Annotated in this window: 25 protein-coding genes and 1 pseudogene; 21 read left to right on the top strand and 5 right to left on the bottom strand. The window is 51.7% G+C overall.

The genetic code is table 11. From position 1 onward, the window contains the following. Nucleotides 1-8 precede the first annotated feature (8 nt). From OGW16_RS12460 to OGW16_RS12435, 6 genes and pseudogenes are all read left to right on the top strand, one after another. Nucleotides 9-2,177 (top strand): type I secretion system permease/ATPase, encoded by a 2,169-nt coding sequence (locus OGW16_RS12460; protein WP_250134136.1) that lies wholly within the window; start codon nucleotides 9-11, stop codon nucleotides 2,175-2,177. Beyond that, the gene (locus OGW16_RS12455) at nucleotides 2,174-3,460 is read left to right on the top strand and encodes a beta-barrel domain-containing protein (RefSeq protein WP_286518492.1); all 1,287 of its coding nucleotides are present in this window, start codon (nucleotides 2,174-2,176) and stop codon (nucleotides 3,458-3,460) included. Before OGW16_RS12460 ends, OGW16_RS12455 begins: the two co-directional genes overlap by 4 nt. Before the next feature lie 34 nt (nucleotides 3,461-3,494). Next, nucleotides 3,495-3,956 (top strand): phage tail assembly chaperone, encoded by a 462-nt coding sequence (locus OGW16_RS12450; protein ID WP_043015605.1) that lies wholly within the window; start codon nucleotides 3,495-3,497, stop codon nucleotides 3,954-3,956. A gap of 205 nt (nucleotides 3,957-4,161) precedes the next feature. Then, nucleotides 4,162-4,287 (top strand): annotated as a pseudogene (locus tag OGW16_RS12445) (DUF1722 domain-containing protein); the annotation flags it as partial. A gap of 21 nt (nucleotides 4,288-4,308) precedes the next feature. Continuing rightward, the gene (gene phrB / locus OGW16_RS12440; RefSeq protein WP_286518491.1) at nucleotides 4,309-5,727 is read left to right on the top strand and encodes a deoxyribodipyrimidine photo-lyase; all 1,419 of its coding nucleotides are present in this window, start codon (nucleotides 4,309-4,311) and stop codon (nucleotides 5,725-5,727) included. Between the two features lie 160 nt (nucleotides 5,728-5,887). Continuing rightward, the gene (locus OGW16_RS12435) at nucleotides 5,888-6,802 is read left to right on the top strand and encodes an Rpn family recombination-promoting nuclease/putative transposase (protein WP_286518490.1); all 915 of its coding nucleotides are present in this window, start codon (nucleotides 5,888-5,890) and stop codon (nucleotides 6,800-6,802) included. Nucleotides 6,803-6,852: 50 nt separating this feature from the next. Here the strand turns inward: OGW16_RS12435 and dtpD are convergent, their stop codons facing one another. Continuing rightward, the gene (dtpD, locus tag OGW16_RS12430) at nucleotides 6,853-8,334 is read right to left on the bottom strand and encodes a dipeptide permease DtpD (protein WP_043015608.1); all 1,482 of its coding nucleotides are present in this window, start codon (nucleotides 8,332-8,334) and stop codon (nucleotides 6,853-6,855) included. 289 nt (nucleotides 8,335-8,623) lie between these two features. Here dtpD and ybgI point away from each other — a divergent pair, with 289 nt between their 5' ends. Genes ybgI through nei form a run of 8 tightly spaced genes read left to right on the top strand, consistent with a single transcriptional unit; the run spans nucleotide 8,624 to nucleotide 14,915 of the window. Further along, on the top strand, nucleotides 8,624-9,367 hold the full coding sequence (ybgI, locus tag OGW16_RS12425; protein WP_043015609.1) for a radiation resistance protein YbgI: 744 nt from the start codon (nucleotides 8,624-8,626) through the stop codon (nucleotides 9,365-9,367). A 15-nt stretch (nucleotides 9,368-9,382) separates the two neighbouring features. After that, nucleotides 9,383-10,039 carry a 5-oxoprolinase subunit PxpB gene (gene pxpB / locus OGW16_RS12420; protein WP_075144979.1) on the top strand — a complete coding sequence of 219 codons (657 nt, stop codon included), beginning with the start codon at nucleotides 9,383-9,385 and terminating at the stop codon, nucleotides 10,037-10,039. Next, nucleotides 10,033-10,965 (top strand): 5-oxoprolinase subunit PxpC, encoded by a 933-nt coding sequence (gene pxpC / locus OGW16_RS12415; protein WP_047412630.1) that lies wholly within the window; start codon nucleotides 10,033-10,035, stop codon nucleotides 10,963-10,965. Before pxpB ends, pxpC begins: the two co-directional genes overlap by 7 nt. After that, nucleotides 10,955-11,689 (top strand): 5-oxoprolinase subunit PxpA, encoded by a 735-nt coding sequence (gene pxpA / locus OGW16_RS12410; RefSeq protein ID WP_286518489.1) that lies wholly within the window; start codon nucleotides 10,955-10,957, stop codon nucleotides 11,687-11,689. The genes pxpC and pxpA overlap by 11 nt, the downstream gene beginning before the upstream one ends. Nucleotides 11,690-11,740: 51 nt before the next feature. Then, on the top strand, nucleotides 11,741-12,463 hold the full coding sequence (locus OGW16_RS12405; protein WP_075144978.1) for a DUF969 domain-containing protein: 723 nt from the start codon (nucleotides 11,741-11,743) through the stop codon (nucleotides 12,461-12,463). Further along, nucleotides 12,460-13,455: a DUF979 domain-containing protein gene (locus OGW16_RS12400; RefSeq protein ID WP_043015614.1), complete on the top strand. Its 996-nt coding sequence runs from the start codon at nucleotides 12,460-12,462 to the stop codon at nucleotides 13,453-13,455. Before OGW16_RS12405 ends, OGW16_RS12400 begins: the two co-directional genes overlap by 4 nt. 9 nt (nucleotides 13,456-13,464) lie before the next feature. Continuing rightward, a complete protein-coding gene (gene pcp / locus OGW16_RS12395; RefSeq protein ID WP_047412626.1) occupies nucleotides 13,465-14,109 on the top strand; it encodes a pyroglutamyl-peptidase I in 645 nt (214 codons plus the stop codon). Nucleotides 14,110-14,123: 14 nt separating this feature from the next. Further along, nucleotides 14,124-14,915, top strand: a complete 792-nt coding sequence (gene nei, locus OGW16_RS12390; RefSeq protein WP_047412624.1) for an endonuclease VIII — start codon at nucleotides 14,124-14,126, stop codon at nucleotides 14,913-14,915. A 2-nt stretch (nucleotides 14,916-14,917) separates the two neighbouring features. Here nei and OGW16_RS12385 read toward each other — a convergent pair whose 3' ends face one another. After that, nucleotides 14,918-15,766, bottom strand: a complete 849-nt coding sequence (locus OGW16_RS12385) for an AraC family transcriptional regulator (RefSeq protein ID WP_043015617.1) — start codon at nucleotides 15,764-15,766, stop codon at nucleotides 14,918-14,920. 191 nt (nucleotides 15,767-15,957) lie between these two features. Here OGW16_RS12385 and OGW16_RS12380 point away from each other — a divergent pair, with 191 nt between their 5' ends. The 4 genes from OGW16_RS12380 (at nucleotide 15,958) to OGW16_RS12365 (ending at nucleotide 21,110) form a co-directional block, all read left to right on the top strand. Further along, nucleotides 15,958-17,739: a DUF2264 domain-containing protein gene (locus tag OGW16_RS12380; protein WP_172862833.1), complete on the top strand. Its 1,782-nt coding sequence runs from the start codon at nucleotides 15,958-15,960 to the stop codon at nucleotides 17,737-17,739. 24 nt (nucleotides 17,740-17,763) lie between these two features. Further along, nucleotides 17,764-19,029 carry an oligosaccharide MFS transporter gene (locus OGW16_RS12375; protein ID WP_047412621.1) on the top strand — a complete coding sequence of 422 codons (1,266 nt, stop codon included), beginning with the start codon at nucleotides 17,764-17,766 and terminating at the stop codon, nucleotides 19,027-19,029. Nucleotides 19,030-19,050: 21 nt separating this feature from the next. Beyond that, a complete protein-coding gene (locus tag OGW16_RS12370; protein WP_043015619.1) occupies nucleotides 19,051-20,241 on the top strand; it encodes a glycoside hydrolase family 88 protein in 1,191 nt (396 codons plus the stop codon). 80 nt (nucleotides 20,242-20,321) lie between these two features. Then, complete coding sequence (locus OGW16_RS12365) at nucleotides 20,322-21,110, top strand: oligogalacturonate-specific porin KdgM family protein (protein WP_172862834.1); 789 nt, start codon at nucleotides 20,322-20,324, stop codon at nucleotides 21,108-21,110. Nucleotides 21,111-21,117: 7 nt separating this feature from the next. On the opposite strand, the gene OGW16_RS12360 is transcribed toward OGW16_RS12365, so the two are convergent. The 3 genes from OGW16_RS12360 to OGW16_RS26465 all read right to left on the bottom strand — a co-directional run bounded on the left by OGW16_RS12360 (nucleotide 21,118) and on the right by OGW16_RS26465 (nucleotide 23,886). Beyond that, nucleotides 21,118-22,167 carry an AbrB family transcriptional regulator gene (locus tag OGW16_RS12360; protein ID WP_172862835.1) on the bottom strand — a complete coding sequence of 350 codons (1,050 nt, stop codon included), beginning with the start codon at nucleotides 22,165-22,167 and terminating at the stop codon, nucleotides 21,118-21,120. Nucleotides 22,168-22,342: 175 nt separating this feature from the next. Beyond that, nucleotides 22,343-23,626, bottom strand: a complete 1,284-nt coding sequence (locus OGW16_RS12355; RefSeq protein WP_043015622.1) for a citrate synthase — start codon at nucleotides 23,624-23,626, stop codon at nucleotides 22,343-22,345. A gap of 206 nt (nucleotides 23,627-23,832) precedes the next feature. Then, nucleotides 23,833-23,886: a hypothetical protein gene (locus tag OGW16_RS26465; protein WP_418135082.1), complete on the bottom strand. Its 54-nt coding sequence runs from the start codon at nucleotides 23,884-23,886 to the stop codon at nucleotides 23,833-23,835. 437 nt (nucleotides 23,887-24,323) lie between these two features. On the opposite strand from OGW16_RS26465, the gene sdhC reads away from it, so the two are divergent. The 3 genes from sdhC to sdhA are packed head-to-tail and all read left to right on the top strand — an operon-like array spanning nucleotide 24,324 to nucleotide 26,835. Continuing rightward, a complete protein-coding gene (sdhC, locus tag OGW16_RS12350; protein ID WP_047412583.1) occupies nucleotides 24,324-24,728 on the top strand; it encodes a succinate dehydrogenase cytochrome b556 subunit in 405 nt (134 codons plus the stop codon). Then, complete coding sequence (gene sdhD, locus OGW16_RS12345; RefSeq protein ID WP_005122550.1) at nucleotides 24,722-25,069, top strand: succinate dehydrogenase membrane anchor subunit; 348 nt, start codon at nucleotides 24,722-24,724, stop codon at nucleotides 25,067-25,069. Before sdhC ends, sdhD begins: the two co-directional genes overlap by 7 nt. Then, entirely contained in the window at nucleotides 25,069-26,835 is a 1,767-nt protein-coding gene (sdhA, locus tag OGW16_RS12340; RefSeq protein WP_003831409.1) for a succinate dehydrogenase flavoprotein subunit, read from the top strand. Before sdhD ends, sdhA begins: the two co-directional genes overlap by 1 nt. Nucleotides 26,836-26,845: the final 10 nt, after the last annotated feature.

Below are 26,845 nucleotides of genomic sequence, written 5' to 3'. Positions count from 1 at the left end.
TCAATGGAATGACATCATCCAGTACCGTTGATATGTCTTGTACAAGTAAAGACAAAGACGTTGAATATTATTATTTCCAGTTGTGGCAAGAAGCCATTGTACAGATTGCCCATCATTATCGTCTTGATATTTCAGAACAGAATATTTTAGTTGCCTCGCAGTGGTACCAGGAGTGTAAGAAAGAAGATGTATTAAAAACGATGGCCAGACAAGCTGGACTGATGATGAAGTGCACGCCAGTGACGCAATTCCAGTTCAGCACCTGGCTGTTGCCTGTGGTTATCGAAATGCGTGATGGACGCTTTGCGTTGGTTAAAAATATTGAAGATAACCAAAATGTTACTTGCGCATACGTTGACGAACAAGGGTTGTTGACGACCTTCACACGTGAGGAGTTTCTCGAGGCCGGCCTGCGTGTGATATTGCTGCGACCGTTAACAAATTCGGCCGATCCGCGCGTCGATGACTATATCCGCCCTGTGGAAAAACATTGGGCGTGGCAGATTATTTTTCAGGACATGCGTCCCTATTATTACGTTATTCTGGGGTCACTTTTTATAAATATTCTAGGTCTGGCTGGGATTACCTACTCAATGCAGACCTATGACCGTATTATTCCAGCGCAGTCCTGGCCTACGCTGTGGGTGCTTTTTTCTGGCGTTATATTAGCGTTTGTTTTTGATCTGATATTACGCCTGATGCGCTATAGCATTATTGATATCGTGGGTAAACGAGCAGACCTGCGTATTGCCGATCGGGTGTTTGGTCGCGTATTGCGTATTCATTCCGCCCATCGTCCGCAGTCTACCGGAACATTTATTTCGCAGGTGCGTGAATTGGATCAGATCCGGGAGATGATTACCTCCACGACCGTGGTTGCGATGGCCGATCTACCCTTTTTCTTTCTGTTCTTAGTGGTGATCTATCTGTTGGGAGGCATTCTGTTTCTGGTCCCGTTGGCTGGAATGATCCTGATGGTGCTGCCGGGTTTTTTATGTCAGAAAAAACTCGCATTGCTGGCGCGTAGTGCAATGCGTGAATCAAACCTGCGTAGCGCGATGCTAGTCGAAAGCATTCAAGGGCTGGATGATGTGAAGTCCCTGCAGGCGGAATATCGTTTTCAGCAGCAATGGTTGAATTATACCGCAACCACGGCCAGCAGCAGTCTGGAACTCAAACACCTGACGCACAAACTTACCTCGTGGTCTTATCTGATTCAAAACGCTGTGTTTGTTTGTGTTGTTGCTGTGGGGACGCCTTTGGCGATGAATGGTGAATTGTCTACCGGTGCGCTGGTTGCCGCGTCAATCCTCAGTTCACGGATGATGGCGCCTGTCGCACAGGTCGCCAATATCCTGACGCGCTGGCAGCAAACAAAGGTCGCCATTGTCGGATTAGACAGCATCATGAAATTACCAACGGATGACGCCCGTGGCGGCAGGCGGGTACACAAACCCTATTTACGTGGCCATTTTGTGCTAAAGGATACGGCGTTTCGTCATCACACCACTAGTCGTCAGAACGCGATCGCTATTGACGATCTGGAGATTAAGGCTGGCGAGAAGATTGCTCTGTTGGGACGAAATGGTTCCGGAAAATCTTCACTATTGAATGCGCTGGCAGGAAATATGTTGTGTGTTAACGGCGTAACGACGCTGGACAACATTCGGCTTGATAACCTCGATCCCGGAGATTTACACCGTGACATCGGTTTGTTGTCCCAACGCTCACGCTTGTTTCACGGTTCAATTCGGGAAAATCTGGCGCTCGGAATGCCGCTTGCCAGCGATGAAGAGCTTGAAGCGGCGCTGGAGAAAACAGGGGCGCTCGCTTTTATCAATCAGCTTGCGGATGGGCTGGATCATCTGATAGCCGAAGGCGGAATAGGTTTGTCCGGAGGACAGCAGCAGGCGCTGTTGCTCAGTCGTCTGATTCTCCGCGATCCGCAGATCGTATTATTGGATGAACCCACAGCCGCAATGGATGAAGAGACCGAAGCCGAGTTTATCCGTCGAATGAAACCGTGGATGGCCGGGAAGACGGTTATCATCGCCACACATCGAAAAAGAGTGCTTGAACTGATTGAGCGCACCATCGTTATGTCGCAAGGAAGCATAGTAATAGACGCCCCTCGCGAGCAGTTTTTTGGTGAGTATTCCCAGGAGGCTGAAGCATGAACAAGGGTAACAAGAGAGGGATCCGTGGTTTGTGGCGACAGGTTGCTGACGGTGTTGTCTTCACCCGGCGCATTCTTCTGCAACATAAATCAGATCCTTCGGATGCTGTAATTGACAATGCTCTCTCGCTGGGACATGAGAACGAACTGACGCTCAGTGGCGCGAAGTGGATAGTATTTTGCGTAGTATTTTTTTTGCTGCTTTTTGCATTGTGGGCCTCATTTTTCAGCATTGAAGAAGTCACCAAAGGCAATGGAAAAGTTATTCCCAGTTCTCGAGAGCAGATTATTCAGTCGCTGGATGGCGGTATTCTGCAACGCATTCATGTTAAAGAGGGGCAAATTATCCAGCCGGGGGAAGTATTGGCGCAACTGGATAGCGTGCGGACCGCCTCCAGCCTGAAAGAATTTGAAGCTAAATACCGCGCAATGCTGGCCCAGCAGGCGCGACTGAGTGCGGAAGTGAATGACAATGAACTGGTCTTTTCTGACGAGCTGGATCTGTATCCTGAGTTAATGAAGGCGGAAACCCGCTTGTTTGCCTCACGTAAAACACAGTTTGCTGATGCGATTAAAAATATTCAGGATGCGCGTCGATTAATTAACAATGAGTTGTCGATTAATTCCCGCCTGGCTCAAGAAGGCGCTTCCAGCACCGTTGATGTTATTCGTTTGAAACGTCAATTGGTGGATTTGAATATGAAAGAGGAAGAGCTGCGCGGTAACTATTATTTGCGGTCACGTGAAGAACTGGCAAAAGTGTCAGCGGAGATTACCTCGCTAAAGCATGCTCTGCGTGGTCGCTCCGACTTAGTGGCTAAATCAACGCTGCGTTCACCCGTTCGTGGCATCGTGAAAGATATTCAAAATAATACTGTTGGTGGAGTTATTCCGCCTAACGGTGTTTTGATGCATATCGTTCCACTGGATGACACATTACTTATTGAGGCGCAAATATTGCCGCGTGACATTGCGTTTATTCATCCAGACCAGAAGGCGAAAGTTAAAATCACCGCTTATGACTATGCCATTTATGGTGGTCTGGATGGCAAGGTAGTGACTATTTCTCCCGATACTATTAAGGATGAACGCAAGCCGGATTTAGTTTACTACCGGGTTTTAATTAGAACCGACCGCGATCATCTTCTTAATAAACGTCAGCAGAAATTGTTTATTTCTCCAGGTATGGTGGCTTCCGTTGACATTGTTACCGGTAGTAAAACGGTCGCCCGCTATTTAATTAAACCATTCAATAAAGTAAATGAAGCTTTGCGGGAAAGATAATTGACCTGCAGATATTAATATAAGGATGACTAAAATGACGACAACAGCAAAAGAGGTGATGGTTGGTGATAAGACGCTTACCGTTGTGCAACTGGAGCCCTGGCAGCGTCTGGCGTTTATTGCTGATTTACAGAAAGATTTCCTGGCACCTCTGCTTAAAAATGCAGAAACAAATGATCTGAATATGCTTTTTTCTGGTGGTAAAAATGGCGATTTTGACGTGATGGCATTGATTTCAGCGTTTTCTGGTTCTCTTGACGGTCAGCGTATTGAGAAATGGACCCGCCGTGTGCTGACGGAGGGCATGGTCATCTATACGCGCCCTGACGGCCAGCGGGCAAAGCTCAGCTTTGGCGAACTGAATAAGTTTTTCACCCACCCCAGCCATATTATTCTGCTACTAAAAGAGGTTATCGTCTGGAATCTGGCCGATTTCAACCAATTGATGGGCACCTTCACACCGAAAGCGACCACGGTGGTGAAAGAGAGGGAATAACCGTTAAAAACCCTTTTTGCTCATGATAGCTACACTTAACTCAGTAATGAGAGAAGAGTTGTCATGAGCGAGACAATCCCTGTTGGCATCAGGGATTGTTTGTCGTGGGGTGATTTTGAACCTGCATTGCCTGAAATGGGAAGAAGGTGACAGATATCCCCCCGACAAGAGGAGTGACTTTCAGTCTGCGCTAGTAACTGTGGTCCAACCGCTGCTTGCACCATTAACATTACTCAAACACTATATGGCGCAATAGCCGGGTGCTTATCTTTCAGGACTGCGCTATTTCAATCCCTGGCCAGAGGTAATGGGTCTGCGCTACGGGCGTTAAGTCTTTTTCTTCAGGAGTATTATGACCACGCATCTGGTCTGGTTTCGACGTGATTTACGTCTGCATGACAACCTCGCGCTGGCGGCGGCTTGTCGGGATCGTTCTGCACAGGTTTTGGCGCTATATATCTCGACGCCTGAACAGTGGAAGGCACATGAAATGGCCCCACGTCAGGCGGCATTTATCAGCGCCCAGCTAAATGCGTTGCAAACGGCGCTGGCAGAAAAAGGCATTCCGCTTTTGTTTCATGAAGTCGCCGATTTTGCGGCCAGCGTGGAAATCGTCAAAAACGTCTGCGCAGAGCATGGCGTTAGCCGATTATTTTATAACTATCAGTACGAAATTAACGAACGCCAGCGTGATGCTGCCGTCGAGAAGTCATTACCTTATGCGGTGTGTGAAGGGTTTGACGACAGCGTGATCCTGCCTCCAGGGGCGGTCATGACCGGCAATCACGAGATGTATAAAGTTTTTACGCCGTTTAAAAATGCCTGGCTGAAGCGGATTAAAGACGGTGTTCCAGAATGCGTTAGCGCGCCGACGGTGAGAGAAAAAGGCGCTCTTGATGCTCCGTTAACACCTATAACACTGGGCTACCCGCAGCAAGATTTTGATGCGCAGCTGTTTGCGGCGGAAGAAAAATTGGCTATCGCGCAATTACGCCAGTTTTGCCTGCAGGCTGCGGGAGAATATGAGCAGTTGCGTGATTTCCCGGCGGTTGAGGGCACCAGTCGATTATCTGCGAGCCTGGCGACGGGAGGATTGTCGCCGCGCCAGTGTCTGAATCGACTGCTTACAGAGCAGCCTCAGGCGCTTGAGAGCGGGGCTGGCAGCGTCTGGCTGAACGAGCTTATCTGGCGTGAATTTTATCGTCATCTGATGACTTACCATCCGGCGTTGTGTCGGCATCAACCCTTTATCCGCTGGACCGAACGCGTGCAATGGCAAAATAACCCCGCGCATTTGCAGGCCTGGCAAACGGGAAAAACGGGGTATCCGATTGTGGATGCGGCGATGCGCCAGCTCAACGCCACGGGCTGGATGCATAATCGTTTACGCATGATTGCGGCCAGTTTTTTGGTGAAAGACCTGCTGATCGACTGGCGTAAAGGCGAACAGTATTTTATGTCGCAACTGATAGATGGTGACCTGGCGGCCAATAACGGCGGCTGGCAGTGGGCTGCCTCAACCGGAACCGACGCTGCGCCGTATTTCCGTATCTTTAACCCCACAACTCAGGGCGAAAAATTTGATCGTGACGGTGAGTTTATCCGCCAGTGGCTGCCGGAACTGCGCGACGTGCCGGGTAAAGCTATTCATGACCCGTGGACGTGGGCTGAAAAAACGCAGGTGACGCTTAACTATCCTCGTCAGATTGTCGATCATAAACAAGCCAGACTGGCGACGCTGGCGGCATATGAGGCGGCGCGTAAAGAGTAAAGGAATGGTGGATTTTGCGTAATGCCTTCCAGCAGAATGAATGTGTTGCGGTCTGGGGCTTTTAGCGCTGAAGCGTGCGCGCAAGGTTGATAATGCCCTGATGCAGATGCTTTTATCTGGCAGTAAAGTTCCGTCATCTTCATTCAGGTGATGGAACTTGATGACAATGCCAACAACCTCCACACCGCACGATGCGGTGTTTAAAACGTTTTTACATCATCCCGAAACCGCGCGGGATTTTCTCGACATTCACCTGCCAGCTGAACTGCGGACGCTTTGCGATTTGAATTCGCTGAAGCTGGAGTCAGAAAGCTTTATTGAAGCGGATTTACGTTCGCGCTACTCCGACGTGCTCTGGTCTTTGCACACACGCAACGGCGACGGTTATGTCTATGTGGTGATAGAGCATCAAAGTTCAGCCGAGCCGCATATGGCTTTTCGTCTGTTGCGTTATGCGATGGCGGCGATGCAGCGCCATCTGGACGCAGGGCATAAGGAACTGCCACTAGTGATACCGATGCTCTTTTATCATGGCTGCCGAAGCCCCTATCCGTACTCATTGTGCTGGCTGGATGCCTTTGCCGACCCCGTGGCGGCAAGACAGCTTTATTCCAGCGCATTTCCGTTGGTAGACATAACGGTGGTACCCGATGATGAGATCATGGCTCACAGACGAATGGCGCTGCTGGAACTAATGCAAAAACATATCCGTCAGCGGAATTTGCTGGGGCTGGTAGAGCAACTGGCCACGCTGCTCCTTACTGGATGCGCTAATGACACGCAATTACAGTCGATGTTTAATTACATCCTACAATCTGGCGACGAATCTCGTTTTAATGAATTTATGCAGGAGATAGCGCAACGGATCCCCCAACATAAGGAGAGGCTGATGACTATTGCAGAGCGGTTACGGTTAGATGGATTACAGGAAGGGTTACAGCAGGGATTACAGCAGGGTAAACAAGAAGCCGCATTACGTATAGCGCAAACAATGTTGGAGCAGAAAATAGATCGCGAAATGGTGCTACTGGTTACAGGTCTTACTGAAGAGGAACTCGCAGCCATTCATGCATAATTACCTGAAAAAACAGGCCCGAATCTTATCACATCATCGGGCCTGTACACTCAGGACTCTACCGCTAACGCACGGTTTCTGAATTTCAGCGACTGGTACAGCCAAATCAGCAGCACCAGCACCACGCAGGCCAGTGCGCCCCAGGTAATTTCGCTAAAGACGTCAATATAGGCATTGATGGAATAGTTGATGGCTCCGGCAGCGTCAAACGAACCTTGCGAGGTCTGATCGGCGATAACGCCTGCCAGGTAGTTGGCGATGGCGCCGGAAAGCAGCATATAAATGCCGGTTAACACGCCGGTTACACCAGGGATCTCGATACGCGTAATTTGCGACATTGCCACCGGGTCAATAAACAGTTCGGCAAAGCCCATGACCGCCAGTCCCAGTACCATCAACGGCATGGAAGAGTGGCCGTAAGCCGCGGACCAGCGAGCGCTCAAGGTCAGAATACAGAAGCCTGCGCTCATTAAACCGAGCCCGAGAGCAAATTTACCCCAGATTCGTACGGTACGATTGCCGCCAACGCTTTCTTTGACCACCCAGGCCAGCACGATACCGCAGAGCATCACGGCAAAAGCGTTAACCGACTGGAACATCGCGGTAGGGACGGAATACCCTAGAATATCGCGGTTAACGAAGCGGTCGATATACAGGCTGATCGAGCTTCCGCCCTGTTGAGCAAAGGCCCAGAACAACAGGCTGAAGAAGGTCAGTGTGACGATAAGCCCCAGCTCTTTGCGCTGCTTCTGAGTCTGCGCCTGGCGATAAATCTTTGCCAGAACAGCGAGGCCAATAACAGTGGCAACGATCAGTGCGTAAACGGACCACTCTTTCCAGAACAGGACAGTAATCAGCAGCGGTGCTGCAACCAGCAGAACTAACAGCCAGGCCCAGTTTGGCAGCACATATTTTTTCGCACACAGGACGGCCTTGTTGACACCGGTAGTATGGGCGAAATGGCGATTACCGCATAAGAAAATCACCAGGCCCGCCAGCATACCAATTGCGGCCAGCGCAAAACCCATCGCCCAACTGTACTCTTCCTGCACGTAGCCGCAGGCAATGGGCGCGATGATTGAACCAATATTCCCGGCAGCGTAGAGCAGAGAGAATCCACCGTCGCGACGCGGATCTTCAGGCTGGTACAGCTCACCCAACAGGCAACTGATGTTGGATTTAAACAGACCATAGCCGCAGACAATTATCGCCAGAGACAAATAGAGGAACGCTGGAGCCATTTCGCTGGCGCCCAATACCAGATGCCCCACCGCCATTAAAAATGCGCCTATCATTACCGCCATCCGGTTGCCGAGCACTTTATCGGCCAGGTATCCCCCAAGAATCGGCGTGACGTAGACCAGCGAGCAGTAGGCGCTGAACAGTTCATAAGCGTGATTATCGTCGTACTTAAGCTGGTTAGTGAGATACAGGATCAGTAGCGCACGCATACCGTAAAAACTGAAGTATTCCCAAATTTGTAGCGCGACGACGTAATAAATCGCCCGTGGTTGAGATGCTTGTTTATTCATTATTTTCTCGAAGTAAATGCCTCACGACAGGCTGAACGTGCTGCGCGAGTGTGTTTCCTTAAAGTTGTAACTTTGATACAGATCTGATTATTTTTGCAATATGCTGTCTGATTGCATAAATATACATGAATTAGATCGCGTAGTGGTAAGCAAATCACGTTCAAAGCAGGTGTGATTGTTTCTTGATGTGTCAGTGAAATGGCTATCGACGAACGCAGGCGAGGACGCTATTTTAACCTAAGCTGTGTAGCTGATTGAGCAAGCAGAATTTATGACTACGAGGACGATGATGAAAAACACCGAACTGGAACAACTGATCAACGACAAACTGAACAGCGCCGCCATTAGCGACTACGCGCCGAATGGTTTGCAGGTTGAGGGCAAAGAGACGGTGCATAAAATCGTGACCGGCGTGACCGCAAGTCAGGCGTTGCTGGACGAGGCAGTGCGCCTGGAGGCGGATGCGGTCATCGTTCATCACGGTTATTTCTGGAAAGGTGAATCTCCGGTAATTCGCGGCATGAAGCGGCATCGTCTGAAAACGCTGTTGGAAAATGATATCAACCTGTATGGCTGGCACCTGCCGCTGGATGCCCACCCGGAACTGGGGAATAACGCGCAGTTGGCCGCGCTGTTAGGGATTACCGTAATGGGTGAAATCGAGCCGTTGGTGCCATGGGGGGAACTCTCCATGCCGGTTCCGGGACTGGAGCTGGCATCGTGGATTGAAGCGCGTTTAGGCCGTAAACCGTTATGGTGTGGTGATACCGGGCCGGAGAAAGTTCAGCGCGTCGCCTGGTGTACAGGTGGCGGTCAAAGTTTTATTGATAGCGCAGCCCGATTTGGCGTCGATGCCTTTATCACCGGTGAAGTCTCAGAGCAAACCATTCACTCGGCCCGCGAGCAGGGGCTGCATTTTTATGCTGCCGGTCACCATGCGACCGAACGCGGCGGCATTCGCGCTTTAAGCGAGTGGCTGAATGAAAACACCGATCTGGACGTAACATTTATCGATATTCCTAATCCAGCCTAATAAAGAGGGACGAAAGTGCAGCGAGCGCGTTGTTATCTGTTAGGTGAAACGGCGGTGGTTCTTGAGCTGGAACCGCCCATTACGCTGGCGACTCAGAAACGCATCTGGCGTCTGGCCCAGCGTCTGGTTGATGCCCCGAATGTGCTTGAAGCTATTCCGGGCATGAACAATATCACGGTGACCTTGCGCGACCCGCAAACGCTGGCGCTGGATGCGATTGAACGCCTGCAGCGCTGGTGGGAAGAGAGTGAGGCGTTGGAACCGGATTCGCGCTTTATAGAAATTCCCGTGACCTATGGCGGTGAGTTTGGCCCCGATCTGGCTGAGGTCGCCCGGCACAGCGGATTAAGCGACAAGCAGGTTGTGGAACTTCATGCATCGGTTGATTACGTGGTGTGGTTTATCGGCTTTCAGCCGGGATTTCCCTATCTTGGGAGCTTACCTGAACAACTCCATACCCCAAGGCGTGCGGAACCTCGCCTGATTGTTCCGGCAGGTTCAGTGGGTATTGGCGGATCCCAAACGGGCGTTTATCCGCTTTCCACGCCAGGCGGATGGCAACTGATTGGTCGTACCCCCGTTGCGTTATTTGATCCAAAACGAGAGGAACCAATTCTGTTACGGGCTGGCGATACCGTGCGTTTTGTCCCGCAGAAGGAGGGGATATGTTAAACATTATTCGCGCGGGCATGTATACCTCAGTACAGGACGGGGGACGCCATAGTTTTCGTCAATCCGGAATCAGTCACTGTGGCGCACTGGATAAACCGGCGCTGAACGTCGCTAACCTGCTGGTGGGTAATGATGCGAATGCTGCAGCGCTGGAAATTACGCTGGGGCAACTGGTGGTGGAATTTGAAACCGATGGCTGGTTTGCCCTGACCGGTGCGGGATGCGAAGCGCATCTGGATCATACTCCCGTGTGGAGCGGATGGCGGCTACCGATGAAAGCCGGCCAGCGCCTGACGCTAAAACGGCCGCATCACGGTATGCGCAGCTACCTGGCGGTTGCGGGCGGCTTTGATGTCCCCGAAGTCATGGGCTCGCGCAGTACCGATCTTAAAGTTGGCATTGGCGGGCTGGAAGGACGTTTGCTGCGCGATGGCGATCGGCTGGCAATTGGCGTATCTACCCGGCAATTCAGCGGACCGCAGGGTGTAAAACAGCTGATGTGGGGCAACCATATTCGTGCGCTTCCCGGACCTGAATATCAGGAGTTTGACGAGGTATCACAGGCTTCTTTCTGGCGCTCGCCGTGGCAGCTTAGCCCACAAAGTAACCGTATGGGGTACCGCCTGCAGGGGCAGCCGCTGACGCGCATGACCGATCGTGAACTGCTGTCACATGGTTTGCTCCCCGGCGTGGTACAGGTTCCGCACAATGGTCAGCCGATCGTGCTGATGAACGATGCCCAGACGACGGGCGGCTATCCGCGCATCGCCTGTATCATTGAAGCGGATATGTATCATCTGGCGCAGATCCCGCTCGGCCAGCCGATTCATTTTGTGCAGTGTTCGCTGGAGGAAGCGCTTAAGGCGCGACAGGAACGGCAGCGTTACCTGGAACAATTAACATGGCGACTTAACAATGAAAATTGATCTCAACGCGGACCTCGGTGAGGGATGCGCTAACGATGCGGCGCTGCTGCAACTGGTGTCTTCAGCCAATATTGCCTGTGGGTTTCACGCCGGAGATGCGCAAACCATGCTCTTAAGCGTGCGCGAAGCGCTAAAAAATGGCGTGGCGATAGGCGCGCATCCGAGCTTTCCGGATCGGGAAAATTTTGGCCGTAGCGCCATGACCCTGCCCGCACAAACGGTGTATGCGCAGACGCTGTATCAAATTGGCGCCCTGGCTGCCATCACGCAGGCGGAGGGCGGCGTAATGCGTCATGTCAAACCGCACGGTATGCTTTATAACCAGGCGGCGAAAGATCCTCAGTTGGCTGATGCGATTGCGAAAGCGGTTCATGCCTGCGATCCATCGCTGGTTCTGGTAGGGCTGGCAGGAAGCGAACTGATTCGTGCCGCAGAACACAATGGCCTGGTAACGCGTCAGGAAGTTTTTGCCGATCGGGGTTATCAGGCCGATGGCAGTCTGGTGCCGCGTAACCAGCCGGGCGCACTGATTGAGGATGAAGAGCAGGCGCTGGCGCAAACGTTAGAAATGGTGCAATCCGGCAGAGTAAAAAGCCAGAGTGGAACATGGGCGAGCGTGACGGCCCAGACGGTATGCATTCATGGGGATGGCGAGCACGCACTCGCTTTTGCCCGTCGCTTGCGTAGCGCCTTTAATGCATGCAATATTCAAATTAGCGCATAAATTTTTATATAAAACAATAATATATTACACAACAACATAAGGGATTTAATTATGGGAGAGGCTATTTCTCTCTGGCCATTGACGGGGATCGCCGTCATTGTGGTCGGATTTCTTTTACGTTTTAACCCGGTATTGGTGGTCATTATTGCCGGGATCGTCACGGGACTGGCGGCGCATATGCCGGTAGCCACCATCCTTGAGAAACTGGGTGAAGGTTTTCTTAACACCCGCAACCTGCCGTTTATCCTGCTGATCCCGCTGGCGGTTATTGGCCTGCTGGAACGTCACGGACTCAAAGAGCGCGCTCAGGCGTGGATTGCAAAAATCCGCAGCGCCACCAGTGGCCGTCTGCTTATTGTCTATCTGTTCATACGCGAAGCGACCGCCGCGTTAGGACTGACCAGTTTGGGGGGGCATCCACAGATGGTGCGTCCGCTGCTGGCGCCGATGGCGGAAGGGGCCGCTGAAAAAAATCATGGTGAGATACCGGGCGCGGTACGCTATCGCCTGCGCGCAATGTCAGCTGCGACCGATAACGTCGGGCTGTTTTTCGGGGAAGATATCTTTGTTGCCTTCGGTGCCATCATATTCATGCATAACTTTATGCTGGAGTCTGGTGGGATCCAGACCGAACCGTTGCATATCGCCTTGTGGGGGATCCCAACGGCAATTTGTGCCTTCCTGATCCACGGCACGCGTCTGTGGCGTCTGGATAGCTATTTGCAACGTGAGGTGGCCAAAGCGAATGCCGCAGCGAAAGGAGAAGCGAAATGAATTTTCAACAAAGCTATCTCTATTGGCTGGCGGGAGCGGTATTACTGATTGTGGCGCTGATGTCGTGGCAGGACAAGGCGAACCCGCGCCGCTTCACGACAGGCCTGTTTTGGGGCATATACGGCGTATTGTTTTTGCTTGGCGACTGGACATACTCGCTGTTTGGCGACAAACGCGCGGTGCATATTGCCGTTGGTGTTGCGGTGGTCGTTCTGGCCCTGATCGCCGGTTTTGGCGGCGTGAAGCTGGGAAGCTACCATCAACGGACGCCGCAACAGCGCGAAGAAAGCGCCAGTCGCCTGGGCAACCGCCTGTTTTTCCCGGCGCTGGCGATTCCGGTAGTAACGGTGATCGGCGTGCTGATGTTCAACCATATTCCTGGCTTACAGGATGCGCTGTTTGGGCCGGGTAATCACGCCACGCTGGTGACGCTTTTTTCCATGACAGCGGGCTCGTTGATTGGTCTGGCGATGGCGATAAAAATGACCCATGAGCGGGTGCATCAGCCGATTCAGGAGGCGCGCCGTCTGCTGGATTCCATCGGCTGGGCGTTCATCCTGCCGCAAATCCTCGCCACGCTCGGGCTGTTGTTTACGGCGGCTGGCGTAGGCAGCGGCATTTCATATCTGACGCAGGAATATCTGGCGGTAGACAGTCGCTTTATCGCGGTGGCGGTCTACACCATCGGCATGGCATTGCTGACCATGGTGATGGGCAATGCATTTGCTGCTTTCCCTATTGTGACCGCTGGGATTGGTATTCCGATCCTCGTACTGCAACACGGCGGCAATCCAGCGGTAATGGCGGCGATTGGTATGTTCTCCGGCTATTGCGGGACACTGATGACGCCGATGGCGGCGAACTTTAACATTGTCCCTGCTGCGCTGCTGGAGCTGCCGGATAAAAACGCGGTGATTAAAGCGCAGGTGCCAACCGGCATACTGCTGCTGTTGGTCAACGTGTTCCTGATGTATTTCCTGATGTTCTTGTAAGGTGACAGGATGAAAACAGTACTCATCACGGGATTTGAACCCTTTGGCGGCGAGTCAGTTAACCCTTCCTGGGAAGTGGTCTCGGGACTCGACAATGCTATTATCGGTGGATGCCGCGTCGTTGCCCGCCAGCTGCCGTGCGTCTTTGGCGAATCTCTTGCCGTACTCAATGGCGCGATTGATGCGCTGTCGCCATCGTTGGTGCTGGCTGTGGGGCAGGCGGGCGGGCGCTCGGATATCACCGTGGAGCGCGTGGCGATCAACGTTGATGATGCACGTATTGCGGATAACCAGGGACAACAGCCGGTAGATGTGCCGATTGTCGTCGATGGTCCTGCGGCATGGTTTAGTACGTTGCCGATCAAAGCGATGGTTGTGGCTATGCGCAACGCGGGAATTCCGGCCTCGGTTTCCCAGACCGCAGGTACCTTTGTGTGTAACCACGTAATGTATGGTCTGCTGCATAAATTACGCGACGTGCCGGCGGTGAAGGGCGGTTTTATTCATATCCCTTATCTGCCGCAACAAGCTGCACAGCATCCCGGAGCGCCAAGTATGGCGGCTGAAACCGTTCGCCGTGCGCTGGAAGTCGCCATTGCCACCGCCTTGCAGGTGGAAAGCGATATCACAGTGACGGGCGGCGCAACACATTAACAAAGGACAGTATTATGCCTGAAGGCCCGGAGATCCGCCGCGCGGCGGATAACCTGGAGGCGGCAGTCAAAGGCAAACCCCTGACGGATGTCTGGTTTGCCTTTGAGCAGTTAAAACCGTATCAATCTCAACTAATTGGGCAGAGTGTTACTCAGCTTGAAACGCGAGGGAAAGCACTGCTGACTCATTTTTCTAATGGTCTGACGCTGTACAGTCACAATCAGCTCTACGGCGTGTGGCGAGTCGTGGATACTGGCAAAATCCCGCAGACTTCGCGGGTTCTGCGTGTCAGGCTGCAAACAGCCGATAAAACCATCCTGCTCTATAGTGCGTCTGATATCGAAATGCTGACGCCAGAGCAGCTTACCACTCATCCGTTCCTGCAACGAGTTGGGCCGGATGTGCTGGATTTACGTTTAACGCCCGATGAGGTTAAAGCGCGTCTGTTATCTCCGCGTTTTCGTAATCGCCAGTTTTCTGGCCTGCTACTGGACCAGGCGTTTCTGGCGGGATTAGGTAACTACCTGCGGGTAGAGATCCTTTGGCAGGTAGGGTTGACCGGGCAGCATAAAGCGTCTCAGCTTAGTGACGAACAGTTGGATACGCTGGCGCGTGCGCTGCTTGATATTCCTCGTCTGTCCTATAATACCCGCGGGCTGGTGGATGAGAACAAACACCATGGCGCGTTGTTTCGCTTTAAGGTCTTTCACCGGGACGGTGAAGCCTGCGAGCGCTGTGGTGGAATCATCGAAAAAACGACGCTCTCTTCGCGCCCTTTTTACTGGTGTCCGGGATGTCAGAAGTAGATCTATACCGAAGCATACGTTTTGCGATATTGCAGCGGGGTTTTACCCATGTTTTTGCGAAAACAGGTAATAAACCAGGCGTATTCGGAGAAACCAACCTGAGCAGCAATATCGCGTACCGAGCTATTGGTATGTAACAGCAGTTCGCAGGCCTGACGAATGCGGCGCATCATCAGGTATTCCTGAATCGTACCGCCGGTCTCTTCGTGAAAACGGCGGGAGGCATGGCCCCGCGAGCACCCCATCTCGCTGGCGATATCTTCCAGCGAGCAGCGCTGGTGAAAGTGTGTTTCGATCCAGCGGATAATGCTGACCGAAAATGTATTTTGTCCCGTGGCCTGCGCCTGATGTGGCAGCAGGCTAATGAGCTGCATCACCAGAAATGCGCTGTCGCTGATGCTGAAGGTCTGACTTTTGAGCTGTTCTTCAAAACGGCTCAGCAACGTTTCAATCACCGGTTGAACGTCACCGACGTCAAACACCCGTGCTTTCTCTCCCCTGGCGCACAGCTGACGCAGTAGCATTTGCTGCCGAGGAAAATCCCGCAGGTACTGCTCAATTTGTGGAGCATTAAAGTGCAGCGTTGTGCGGTGATAAATATTACGTGCATCCTGTTCGACAAACACTTTATGCAACTTTCCCGGCGGGAAAATAAAAATACGCCCGGGTTTGACGGTGTACTGTTGGTGCTCCATAAGCGCGATGCCTACTCCCTGAGAAACCGACAATATCTCCACACACTGGTGCCAGTGATAGTAGTTGGCTGGCATATCCTTCATACGATTAAAGTAAATCGACTTGTCGTTGAGGTTTATATGCTCAAGATAACTACTGTCTTCCGTCCGCTGCATTTATGTCTCGCCTGTTCATGTGAACATACTTAAGTTTTTATCACTGTAATCGAATTTTCTCCGCAAAATGCAGATGAATGTTGTACTTCATCACCAGCGTTGTGTGGAAATACGACGATTATCACATTTGTATGTCAGCTCAAATCCTTATTATGCGCCCAATACTTCATCAAATGAAACGAGGTTTCATTATGCGAGCAAGGCAAGAGTATGCAGAAAAGGCGCGGCAATGGTTGGCATCAGCCATTCCTCATCTCTCATGTGATAATACGCGTTTGGACGTGGGCGAAACGTCCGCACAATATCCAATGGACATCGCCGGTATGGAGGGGTTTGCACGTCTGTTATGGATCCTTTCACCGCTGTTAAGCGCAGGAGACGCGGGTGAGTATCGTGAGGCTTTTATTCGCGGTATTCGCCATGGCAGTGACCCCGAACATCCAAACTATTGGGGTAATCTGGTCGATAACGATCAGCGCTGCGTGGAAATGGCTGCCTTTGGCGTAGCGCTGGCGCTGCCGAATACCGGATTATGGGATGCGTTAACCGCCGATGAGCAGGACAATCTGGAGCGCTGGTTACGACAAAGTGCTGATATCCAAATCCCGGATAATAACTGGCACTTCTTCCCGGTATTGGTGCAGGTCGGTCTTAAATGTGTCGGACGCCACTATGACATGATGGTCATTGATAAGCATCTGAACGCGATTGAGCCATTCTGGCTTGGTAACGGCTGGTATTCCGACGGTGCAGGTAAACCGCGCGATTACTATATCTCCAGCGGGTTTCATTTTTACAGTTTGCTGTACAGCCATCTTATGCAGGACGCTGATCCTGAACGTTGCCTGCGCTATCGCCAGCGCGCGCGTCAATTTGCCAGGGATTACATCTATTACTTTACCTGTGACGGGGATGCAATTCCGTTTGGCCGCAGCCTGACTTACCGTTTTGTTCAGGTTGCGTTCTGGAGCGCCGTCGTCTGGACAGGATTGGATGTCTTTACGATCCCTGTCGTCAAAGGCGTGATTTTACGCCACCTCGACTGGTGGTTAGCGCAGCCTTTCATTGGCCCGGATGGTTTATTCACGCTGGGATATACCTACCCGAATCTGGTGATGACCGAAGACTACAACAGCCCATGCTCACCCTGGTGGGCATGTAAGGCGTTGCTGATTCTGGCGCTGCCGGAACAGAGCGCATTCTGGCAAGCCGAGTCAGCCCCGTTGCCTGAACCTGAGCCGATTCATCCGATAAAGGAAGCCGGACAATTTATCGTTCATGATGATGCAAACCGACACGCCTGGATGCTGATGTCCGGGCAGTACGACCGCAATAACTTTGTCAATTTCGATGCCAAATACGGCAAATTTGCTTACTCCAGCCACTTCGGTTTTACCCTGGAGCGCGGTCATTATGGTCTGAACCATGCTGCCTGTGATTCGATGCTGGTGTTCAGCGAACAGGATAACTACTGGCGTGGACGTCGTGAGTGCGACGCTGTTGAAATGACGGATGCGTTAATCCGAAGCCGTTGGCACCCGTGGTCAAACGTCGTCGTCACGACCTGGCTAATCCCGTTTCAGCAAGGACATATTCGCATTCATCGCGTTGAAACTGCGCGCCAGCTTGACTGTGTCGAGGGGGGATTCGCGCTTAACCGGCATCAACTCATCGATACCAAAACTGCACCGCACGGGGTCACACTTCGTGCCAGCTCCGGCGTATGCCAGATAACCGATCTGTTGGCAGAGCGTCAACCGGAGGTCGTCACAACGCCACCCAACAGCAACATTCTCTATGCATCACCGGGGGAGATCCCTTGTCTTCGTAGCACGCTTACGCCGGGCACGCACTGGCTGGCCTGCGCCGTCAACGCCACATCGTTTTCCTCGCTGTCACCTGCGGCAGCAATGGCGTTCGACCGTGAGAATCAGGTGCTAACGCTGGGTGTGAAAACGCTGGAAATCATATAACTGACGCATGTGCGGAGAAAAATAATGACTAACCCTGTTCAGTCGACGCGCTCGGCTTACATCAAACTGAGTCTGTTTGTATTTCTGTTTACCTTTACCTGGGCGGCCAGTTTTGGCCTGTACGCTATCTGGCTGGGAGATAAAGCCGGGTTGGATGGTGTGGAGATCGGCACGGTATTTGCCGTGAACGGCGTTTTTGCGGTAGTTATCAAACCTGTTTACGGTTACATCATGGACAAAATGGGCATGAAAAAACATCTGCTCTATTTTGTCTGCCTCGTTTCGGCCCTGATGGCGCCATTTTTCATCTGGTGTTACCTGCCGCTATTACAAACGCATTTTATCAGCGGGATGATCGTCGGTGCGCTTTTTTTCAGCCTCGGCTGGTATGCGGGGGTGGCGGCGGAAGAGTCCTATGTTGACCGTTTCAGCCGTTTGTACGCGATGGAGTTTGGCCGGATCCGCATGTGGGCCGCGCTGGGATGGGCAACGGCGTCTTCATTCTCTGGGTATCTCTACAATATTTCGCCCAAAATCAACTTTGTAATCAGTAGCGTTTCCGCGCTGTGCATGTTTGCGGTTCTGCTGACGCTGAAAGTTGATCACTTTGGCCAGGAAGAGAATGACGTCCTGTCGAAAGAGAAGATTGTCATTGGCGATGTGTTCGAGTTGCTGCGCAATAAGAAATTCTGGACCTTTGCGCTGTATATCGCGGGAGTGGCATGGATGATGTTTATTGCCGAACAGCAGTTCTCTCGCTATTTCGTCACCTTCTTTAGCACTAAAGAAGAAGGCAACGCCATGTTTGGCTACATGAGTACCGCGCAGTCAGCCGCAGAGTTTTTCGGCATGATGCTGGTGCCTGCCATTATTAACCGCATAGGCGCTAAGCAGGGGATGATCCTGACCGGTCTTGTGATCAGTCTGCGTTTGATTATTTCCGGATTAACTAACGATCCGCTGATCATCTGCCTGGTGAAGCCTTTGTATGGGATTGAAATCGCCCTGATTCTGGTGTCGGTCTTCAAATACATTGCCGAACATTTCGACAAACGCGTTAACGCCACGATGTACCTGCTGGGCTATCAGGCCATGATTTACGTCGGTTCTATTGTCGTGGCACCGCCTGCCGGCTATGCCTACCAAAAAATTGGTTTTGAGCATACCTATCTGATTATGGGCGTGGTTGCTCTGGTATTTACCGGGATCTCCGCCATCACGCTTTCTACTTGCTATCAGCACAAAAAAACCATTGCAGCCCCTGTCCATGGGCAAGAAGCCACCCATTAAAGTGAAGAAAACGAGAGAATTATGTCTGTGACTATCCGTAAAGAACCGATCGTTCCTGTTGTCCTGCGAAGCGGCGAGCGCGCTGCTATTGCGCAGAAGATTCGCCGCGCTTTACCGGTCATTTTATCTGCTATCGATCGTAACAGCGATTATTTTGGCACGCGTTTTCCGGATGCGGCATGTGAAAATGGTCGCTACCCAATTATCGATAATCAGGAATGGACCACCAGTTTCTGGACTGGTCAGCTGTGGCTGGCATGGGAATGGACGCGTAATGATGCGTATCGTACGTTGGCCGAACAACATGTCCGTTCTTTTGGCGAACGTATTGCCAGTAGGGATCATACCAATCACCACGATCTGGGTTTTCTGTACAGCCTTTCATGTATAGCGGCCAATAAACTAACCGGCAATCGCGAGGCGACTTATATCGCGCAGCAGGCGGCAGAAGTGCTAATGGAACGCTATCACGAGAAATGCGGCATTATTCAGGCGTGGGGCGAACTGGATAATCCGGAGCAGCAGGGCAGGATGATTATAGACTGCAATATGAATCTGCCCTTGCTGTATCAGGCAAGCGCCAGCACCGGCGATCCACGCTATGCTGAAGCGGCGAAAAATCATATAGAGCAGGCGCGACGTTATATTGTGCGCGAGGACGGCTCAACGTTTCATACGTACTATATGGATGTGCGCACCGGGGAACCGCGGTTTGGCAATACGCATCAGGGTTTTTCCGATGATTCCTGCTGGTCGCGCGGGCAGGCATGGGGTGTTTATGGCTTTCTGCTGAATTATCTCTATACCGGAGATGAGCGGCTTCTGGAACTGAGCCAGACGCTGGCAAATTACTTTATTAATCGTTTACCGGAAGATCTTATCTGTTATTGGGATTTGGCGCTTACCGATCCCAACAGTGAAAGGGATAGCTCTGCCAGCGCGATTCTCGCCTGCGCGCTGCTGGAGCTGGTAAAACAGCTACCGGCAACCCATCCGGAACGTGAAAGTTATGAAGCGTTGGCATTAAGGATGATTGCGCGAATGCTTGATGATTATCTAAATGCTGCGCATGAAGCAGGCGAAGGATTATTAAAACACTCTGTTTATTATTTTAAAGGTAACGTCGGTGTGGATGAGTGCTGCGCGTGGGGGGATTATTTCCTGATGGAAGCGATGACCCGTGCAATATCCTGCTGGAAAAGTTACTGGTAATATTCTGCTCCCTCGGTTAAATATTCAGGCTATTGATTTAGCAGGGGGAGATTTTATCTCTGTACGGCGAGGAAAATATAATGAAAAGCAATAATATTAATACAGCCATATTAATGGCTGCACTGGTCATGCCTGTAACTGGCGCTATGGCTGCGGAAAATAATACGACTACTGCCCCTCAGGCGAAATCGACACCCTTTACTACCGTATATTTTGCACCGCGTACGCAGTACCGTACGGCCAGCAAAGGTTTTTTGCAGCGATTAATGTTAACCGGGGTGGTACAGGACTCAGACAGTATATTTAAAAGCATGTACTGGAGTTTTGAAACCGATGCCGATCTTGGCAAAAATATGGACCAGTGGAAAAGCAGCTATCAGGAAGCCGAGTTTAACAAGCCTTTTGCTCTGGGTGATAGTGACTTCTGGCTTGAGCCCGGCGTGGTGTTTCACTGGGAGTCTGCAGGTTCACGTGTCGACCCTTATATTGGTATTGGCTATCATTTTGACCCAACGCTGGGGGCTGTACTACGCTACCGATATAACCATCAAAACCATGACAGCGAAACGCTGCAAGGCGACTGGGATGACTCTTCAGAGCACCGCGTTGATATTTATTTAACCAAGTTTTTTACGCCAAACTTCTGGGTGCAATATAATCCAACGTATTACACTAAAACCCATGGCGATAAATTTGAGTATGCTAACGGCAAGAATCATACTCTGCAGCATAACTTTGTATTTAATTTCCATGCCACACCGCGGTTTTATCCATTTTTTGAATTAGGCTATCTTGATAAATACAAAGATGGTGATGATACAAAAAATGAATATCAAATCAGGGTAGGGTTTAAATATAACTTAAACTAATTCCGGCTTACGATGATAATTGCTTTGGCGCGTGCACTGAAATAAACCGCGCCACCGCCGGGCCGGTTAATAAAATGCTGAACAGCCGCAGGGTTTGCATCGCCATGATCAACGCCATATCGGTGTGACTCCCTGCGGCAATCACCGCAACAGAATCCACCCCACCGGGACTGGTCGCCAGATAGGCGGTGAGAAAATCTATCTGCATGTAATGCGCCAGCCCCCAGGCCATAGCGGCGCAGATCGCCATCAGTGAAAAAATGGACAACAGGATCTGCGGTAAGGGGCGCAACGCCGTTAAGAAAATCTGCTTGTCAAAGCCAAGGCCGATTTGCCAGCCGATGGCCATATAAGCTATTGCCAGCAGCCATTCCGGCAGTTCAATCACTATTACGCCACTGGCATTCAGCAGTGCGCCTGCCAGCATAGGCAGCAACATCGCGCCTGAGGGGATGCGCAGTAAGCGCCCGGCTATACCGGCAACGGCGGCCAGCGCCAGGGTACTCAACAGATTACCGCTCAGTGGCGGAAACCAGACGATTTGTTCACTGACCGCCTGCGCCTGATCGCCCATCATCAATCGGGTGACCAGTGCTGCTGCCCCGACCACCAATAGCACACGCAGATACTGCATAAACGCCACCAGCCGGATGTCGGCGCCAAATTCCTGGGCCATCGCGACCATCGCCGCCGCGCCGCCAGGCGAAGAACCCCACGCGCCGGTGTTCCCCGGTAGATTACTGTAGCGCACCAGCAGCCAGCCGATTACCGCGCTGCTGATAAGGGTCGCCAGCAGGACAACAATCACCATCGGCCAGTGGGCCGCAAGGGTTGTGAAGATTGAACCGGTCAGATTTTGGGCAATCATACAGCCGAGAATCGCCTGCGCACCAAGAAATGTGCAGCGGGGAGGGTGCAGCGAAATGCCGCGCATACTGAAGATGATGCCGACGATCATCGAACCGAGCAGCAATGGTCCTGGAAGATGGATAAACAGAAAGAGCAGGGAAAGAAGGAGCGATAGCAGAAACAACAGGCTCCACTGCAAAACAGGCATCCCATGCTCCTGAGTGAAATGACGGAAATCTCAGTAAATCATAGAGAAAGCGCGATGAGAATAAAATAATGTGGATCAAGAAAAAACAGGTCGGATTCTGGCGTTACTGCCTTATCCGACCCGGGAGAATTAATAGCTGAAAGCCGGACAGGCGCAAGCGCCATCCGGCAGACAATTAACGCTTAATATCAGACTTAAAATCACGCTTGTCGTAGCCGGTGTACAGCTGACGCGGACGAGCGATTTTCATGCCGTCGGTGTGCATTTCGTTCCAGTGCGCAATCCAGCCAACGGTACGCGCCATGGCGAAGATAACGGTGAACATGGAGGACGGAATACCCATCGCTTTCAGGATGATGCCGGAGTAGAAGTCTACGTTCGGGTAGAGTTTCTTCTCGATGAAGTACGGGTCGTTGAGCGCAATGTGCTCAAGTTCCATCGCCACTTCCAGCAGATCGTCTTTGGTGCCCAATTCTTTCAGCACTTCGTGGCAGGTTTCACGCATGACGGTAGCGCGTGGGTCATAGTTTTTGTAAACACGGTGACCAAAGCCCATCAGGCGGAAGGAATCATTCTTGTCTTTCGCGCGGCGAACAAATTCCGGAATGTGTTTAACAGAGCTGATTTCTTCCAGCATTTTCAGCGCAGCTTCGTTTGCGCCGCCGTGTGCCGGTCCCCACAGGGAAGCAATACCGGCCGCGATGCAGGCAAACGGGTTAGCGCCAGAAGAACCCGCGGTACGTACGGTAGAGGTTGAGGCGTTCTGTTCGTGGTCAGCGTGCAGGATTAAGATACGGTCCATTGCGCGTTCCAGAATCGGATTGACTTCGTATTTTTCGCACGGCGTGGAGAACATCATGTTCAGGAAGTTACCGGCGTAAGAGAGGTCATTACGCGGGTACACGAACGGCTGTCCAATGGAATATTTATAACACATTGCTGCCATGGTTGGCATTTTGGACAGCAGACGGAAAGCGGCGATTTCACGGTGACGTGGATTATTCACATCCAGCGAGTCGTGGTAGAACGCAGCCAGCGCCCCGGTAACACCGCACATAACGGCCATCGGGTGAGAGTCGCGGCGGAAACCGTGGAACAGACGGGTGATCTGCTCGTGGATCATGGTATGGCGAGTGACTGTGGTTTTGAACTCGTCGTACTCTTCCTGCGTCGGTTTTTCACCGTACAGCAGGATGTAACACACTTCCAGATAGTTAGACTCGGTCGCCAACTGATCAATCGGGAAGCCGCGATGCAGCAAAATACCTTCGTCACCATCAATGAAAGTAATTTTGGATTCGCAGGATGCGGTAGAGGTGAAACCTGGGTCAAAAGTAAACATCCCTTTTGAGCCAAGGCTACGAATATCAATAACATCTTGACCGAGCGTACCTTTCAGCACATCCAGTTCAATAGCAGCGTCACCATTTAGAGTGAGTTTTGCTTTAGTATCAGCCATTTACGGTCTCCTTAGCGCCTTATTGCTTAAGACTGCCGGAACTTAAATCTGCCTTCGTACATCAATAAACCGTTACCAGTTTGTTATTTGGCTCGCCGCTCTGCGAAAGAGGGGATGACCTGGGTACAGAGCTATGGGCGCTTGCAGGTAAAACGGTCTTTTCATGGCGAATAAACTGCAAATCAAGAACTTAGCAATCCGAATTATTAAACCTGTCTATCACTAATAACTGTCCTGACGGTATTGGTCAATACTTCCACACTGTTACATAACTAAATCTCCGGTGAAAGAGTGACCCCATAACTTTTACGCATTATATGCTTTTTCTGGTGTCGTTTGTAACAACTTTGTTTAATGATTGTCAAATCAGATGATTAAAAATTAAAATAATGTTGTTATCGTGACCTATGTCACTGTTCGGGATAAAACCCGACAAACTATATGTAGGTTAATTGTAATGATTTTGTGAACGTCCTATACTGCCGCCAGGTCTCCGGAATACCCTGCAATCCCGAGCCAACCAGCGTTGTATCGTGTCGTTTTAGCATCTGGAAGCAGTGTTTTATATGACGCGTAGTTATAGTAAGGACGCTGTCTGACCCGCACGCAGACCGGAGGAAGGAAATCCCGTCGTCTTTCAGGCTACAGGTGTCTTCATCTTCTGTACCCGAAGTCCAAAGGGAATAATAAGAACAGCATGTGGGCGTTATTCATGATAAGAAATGTGAAAAAACAAAGACCTGTCAATCTGGATCTGCAAACGATCCGGTTCCCAATCACGGCGATAGCGTCCATTCTCCATCGCGTATCCGGAGTGATCACCTTCGTGGCGGTCGGGATTCTGTTGTGGTTATTGGGTACCAGCCTTTCCTCCCCTGAAGGTTTCCTCATCGCGTCATCCATTATGAATAACTTCTTTGTGGAGTTAATTCTGTGGGGGATCCTGATTGCGCTGGCATATCACGCCGTAATGGGCATTCGCCATCTGTTGATGGATTTTGGCTATATCGAAGAAACCCTCGAAGCAGGGACACGCTCCGCCAAAATTTGTTTCGTTATCATTGTCGTGCTTTCACTTCTCGCAGGAGTCCTCGTATGGTAAGCAACGCCTCCGCATTAGGACGCAACGGCGTACATGACTTCATTCTGGTCCGTGCTACCGCTATCGTTCTGACGTTATACATCATCTATATGGTCGGCTTCTTCGCCACCAGCGGCGAGCTGACGTTTGAAGTCTGGACCGGTTTCTTCTCATCGGCATTCACCAAAGTCTTCACCCTGCTGGCACTTTTCTCCATCTTGATTCATGCCTGGATCGGCATGTGGCAGGTGTTGACCGACTACGTTAAACCTCTGGCTGTGCGCCTGATTCTGCAACTGGCTATCGTCGTTGCGCTGGTGGTTTACGTCATTTATGGATTTGTTGTGGTGTGGGGTGTGTAATGAAACTGCCAGTCAGAGAATTTGATGCTGTTGTGATTGGTGCCGGCGGAGCAGGTATGCGCGCGGCGCTGCAAATTTCCCAGAGCGGTCAGACCTGTGCGCTGCTCTCCAAAGTGTTCCCAACCCGTTCCCATACCGTATCCGCACAAGGTGGCATCACCGTTGCGCTCGGTAATACCCATGAAGATAACTGGGAATGGCACATGTACGACACCGTTAAAGGGTCGGACTACATTGGTGACCAGGACGCTATTGAATATATGTGTAAAACCGGTCCGGAAGCGATTCTGGAGCTGGACCACATGGGGCTGCCGTTCTCTCGCCTCGACAATGGCACAATTTATCAACGTCCGTTTGGCGGCCAGTCGAAGAACTTCGGCGGCGAGCAGGCGGCACGTACCGCGGCAGCGGCAGACCGTACCGGTCATGCGCTGTTGCACACGCTGTATCAGCAGAACCTGAAAAACCACACCACAATTTTCTCCGAGTGGTATGCGCTGGACCTGGTGAAAAACGCCGATGGCGCCGTTGTCGGTTGTACCGCGCTGTGTATCGAAACCGGTGAAGTGGTTTACTTCAAAGCCCGCGCAACCGTGCTGGCGACCGGCGGTGCTGGCCGTATTTATCAGTCCACCACCAATGCCCACATCAACACCGGTGACGGCGTGGGTATGGCTATCCGCGCTGGCGTGCCGGTGCAGGATATGGAGATGTGGCAGTTTCACCCAACCGGCATCGCCGGCGCAGGCGTTCTGGTAACAGAAGGCTGCCGTGGTGAAGGTGGCTACCTGCTGAACAAACACGGCGAGCGCTTTATGGAGCGTTATGCCCCGAACGCGAAAGACCTGGCGGGTCGTGACGTGGTGGCGCGTTCCATCATGATCGAAATCCGTGAAGGTCGCGGCTGCGACGGCCCGTGGGGTCCGCATGCCAAATTGAAACTCGACCACCTGGGTAAAGAAGTGCTGGAATCCCGTCTGCCGGGCATTCTCGAACTGTCTCGTACCTTTGCTCACGTTGACCCGGTCAAAGAGCCGATTCCGGTTATCCCAACCTGCCACTATATGATGGGCGGTATTCCGACCAAAGTGACTGGCCAGGCGCTGACCGTAAACGAACAGGGCGAAGATGTGGTGATCCCGGGGCTGTTTGCTGTCGGCGAAATCGCGTGCGTGTCGGTTCACGGCGCCAACCGTCTGGGCGGCAACTCGCTGCTGGACCTGGTGGTATTTGGTCGTGCGGTGGGGCTGCATCTGCAGGAATCTATCGCTGAGCAGGGTGACCTGCTGGATGCGACCGAAGATGAAATCGATGCTTCTCTGGCGCGTCTGAATCGCTGGAACGGTAACCGCAACGGTGAAGACCCGGTGGCAATTCGCAAAGCGCTGCAGGAATGTATGCAGCACAACTTCTCGGTATTCCGCGAAGGCGATGCGATGGCGAAAGGTCTGGAAGAGCTGAAAGCGATCCGCGAACGTCTGAAAAATGCCCGCCTGGACGATACCTCCAGCGAGTTCAACACCCAGCGCGTTGAGTGTCTGGAGCTGGATAACCTGATGGAGACCGCGTACGCCACTGCAGTATCTGCAAACTTCCGTACCGAAAGCCGTGGCGCGCATAGCCGCTTCGACTTCCCGGAACGTGATGATGAAAACTGGCTGTGCCATTCCCTGTACCTGCCAGAGTCGGAATCCATGACGCGACGTCAAGTCAATATGGAACCGAAGCTGCGCCCGGCATTCCCGCCGAAGATTCGTACTTATTAATGCGGAGACA

Origin of the sequence: Citrobacter sp. Ce104 (genome assembly GCF_030334595.1) — a bacterium.
Lineage (GTDB): Bacteria > Pseudomonadota > Gammaproteobacteria > Enterobacterales > Enterobacteriaceae > Citrobacter > Citrobacter europaeus.
This window is presented reverse-complemented; position numbering and strand designations above follow the sequence as displayed.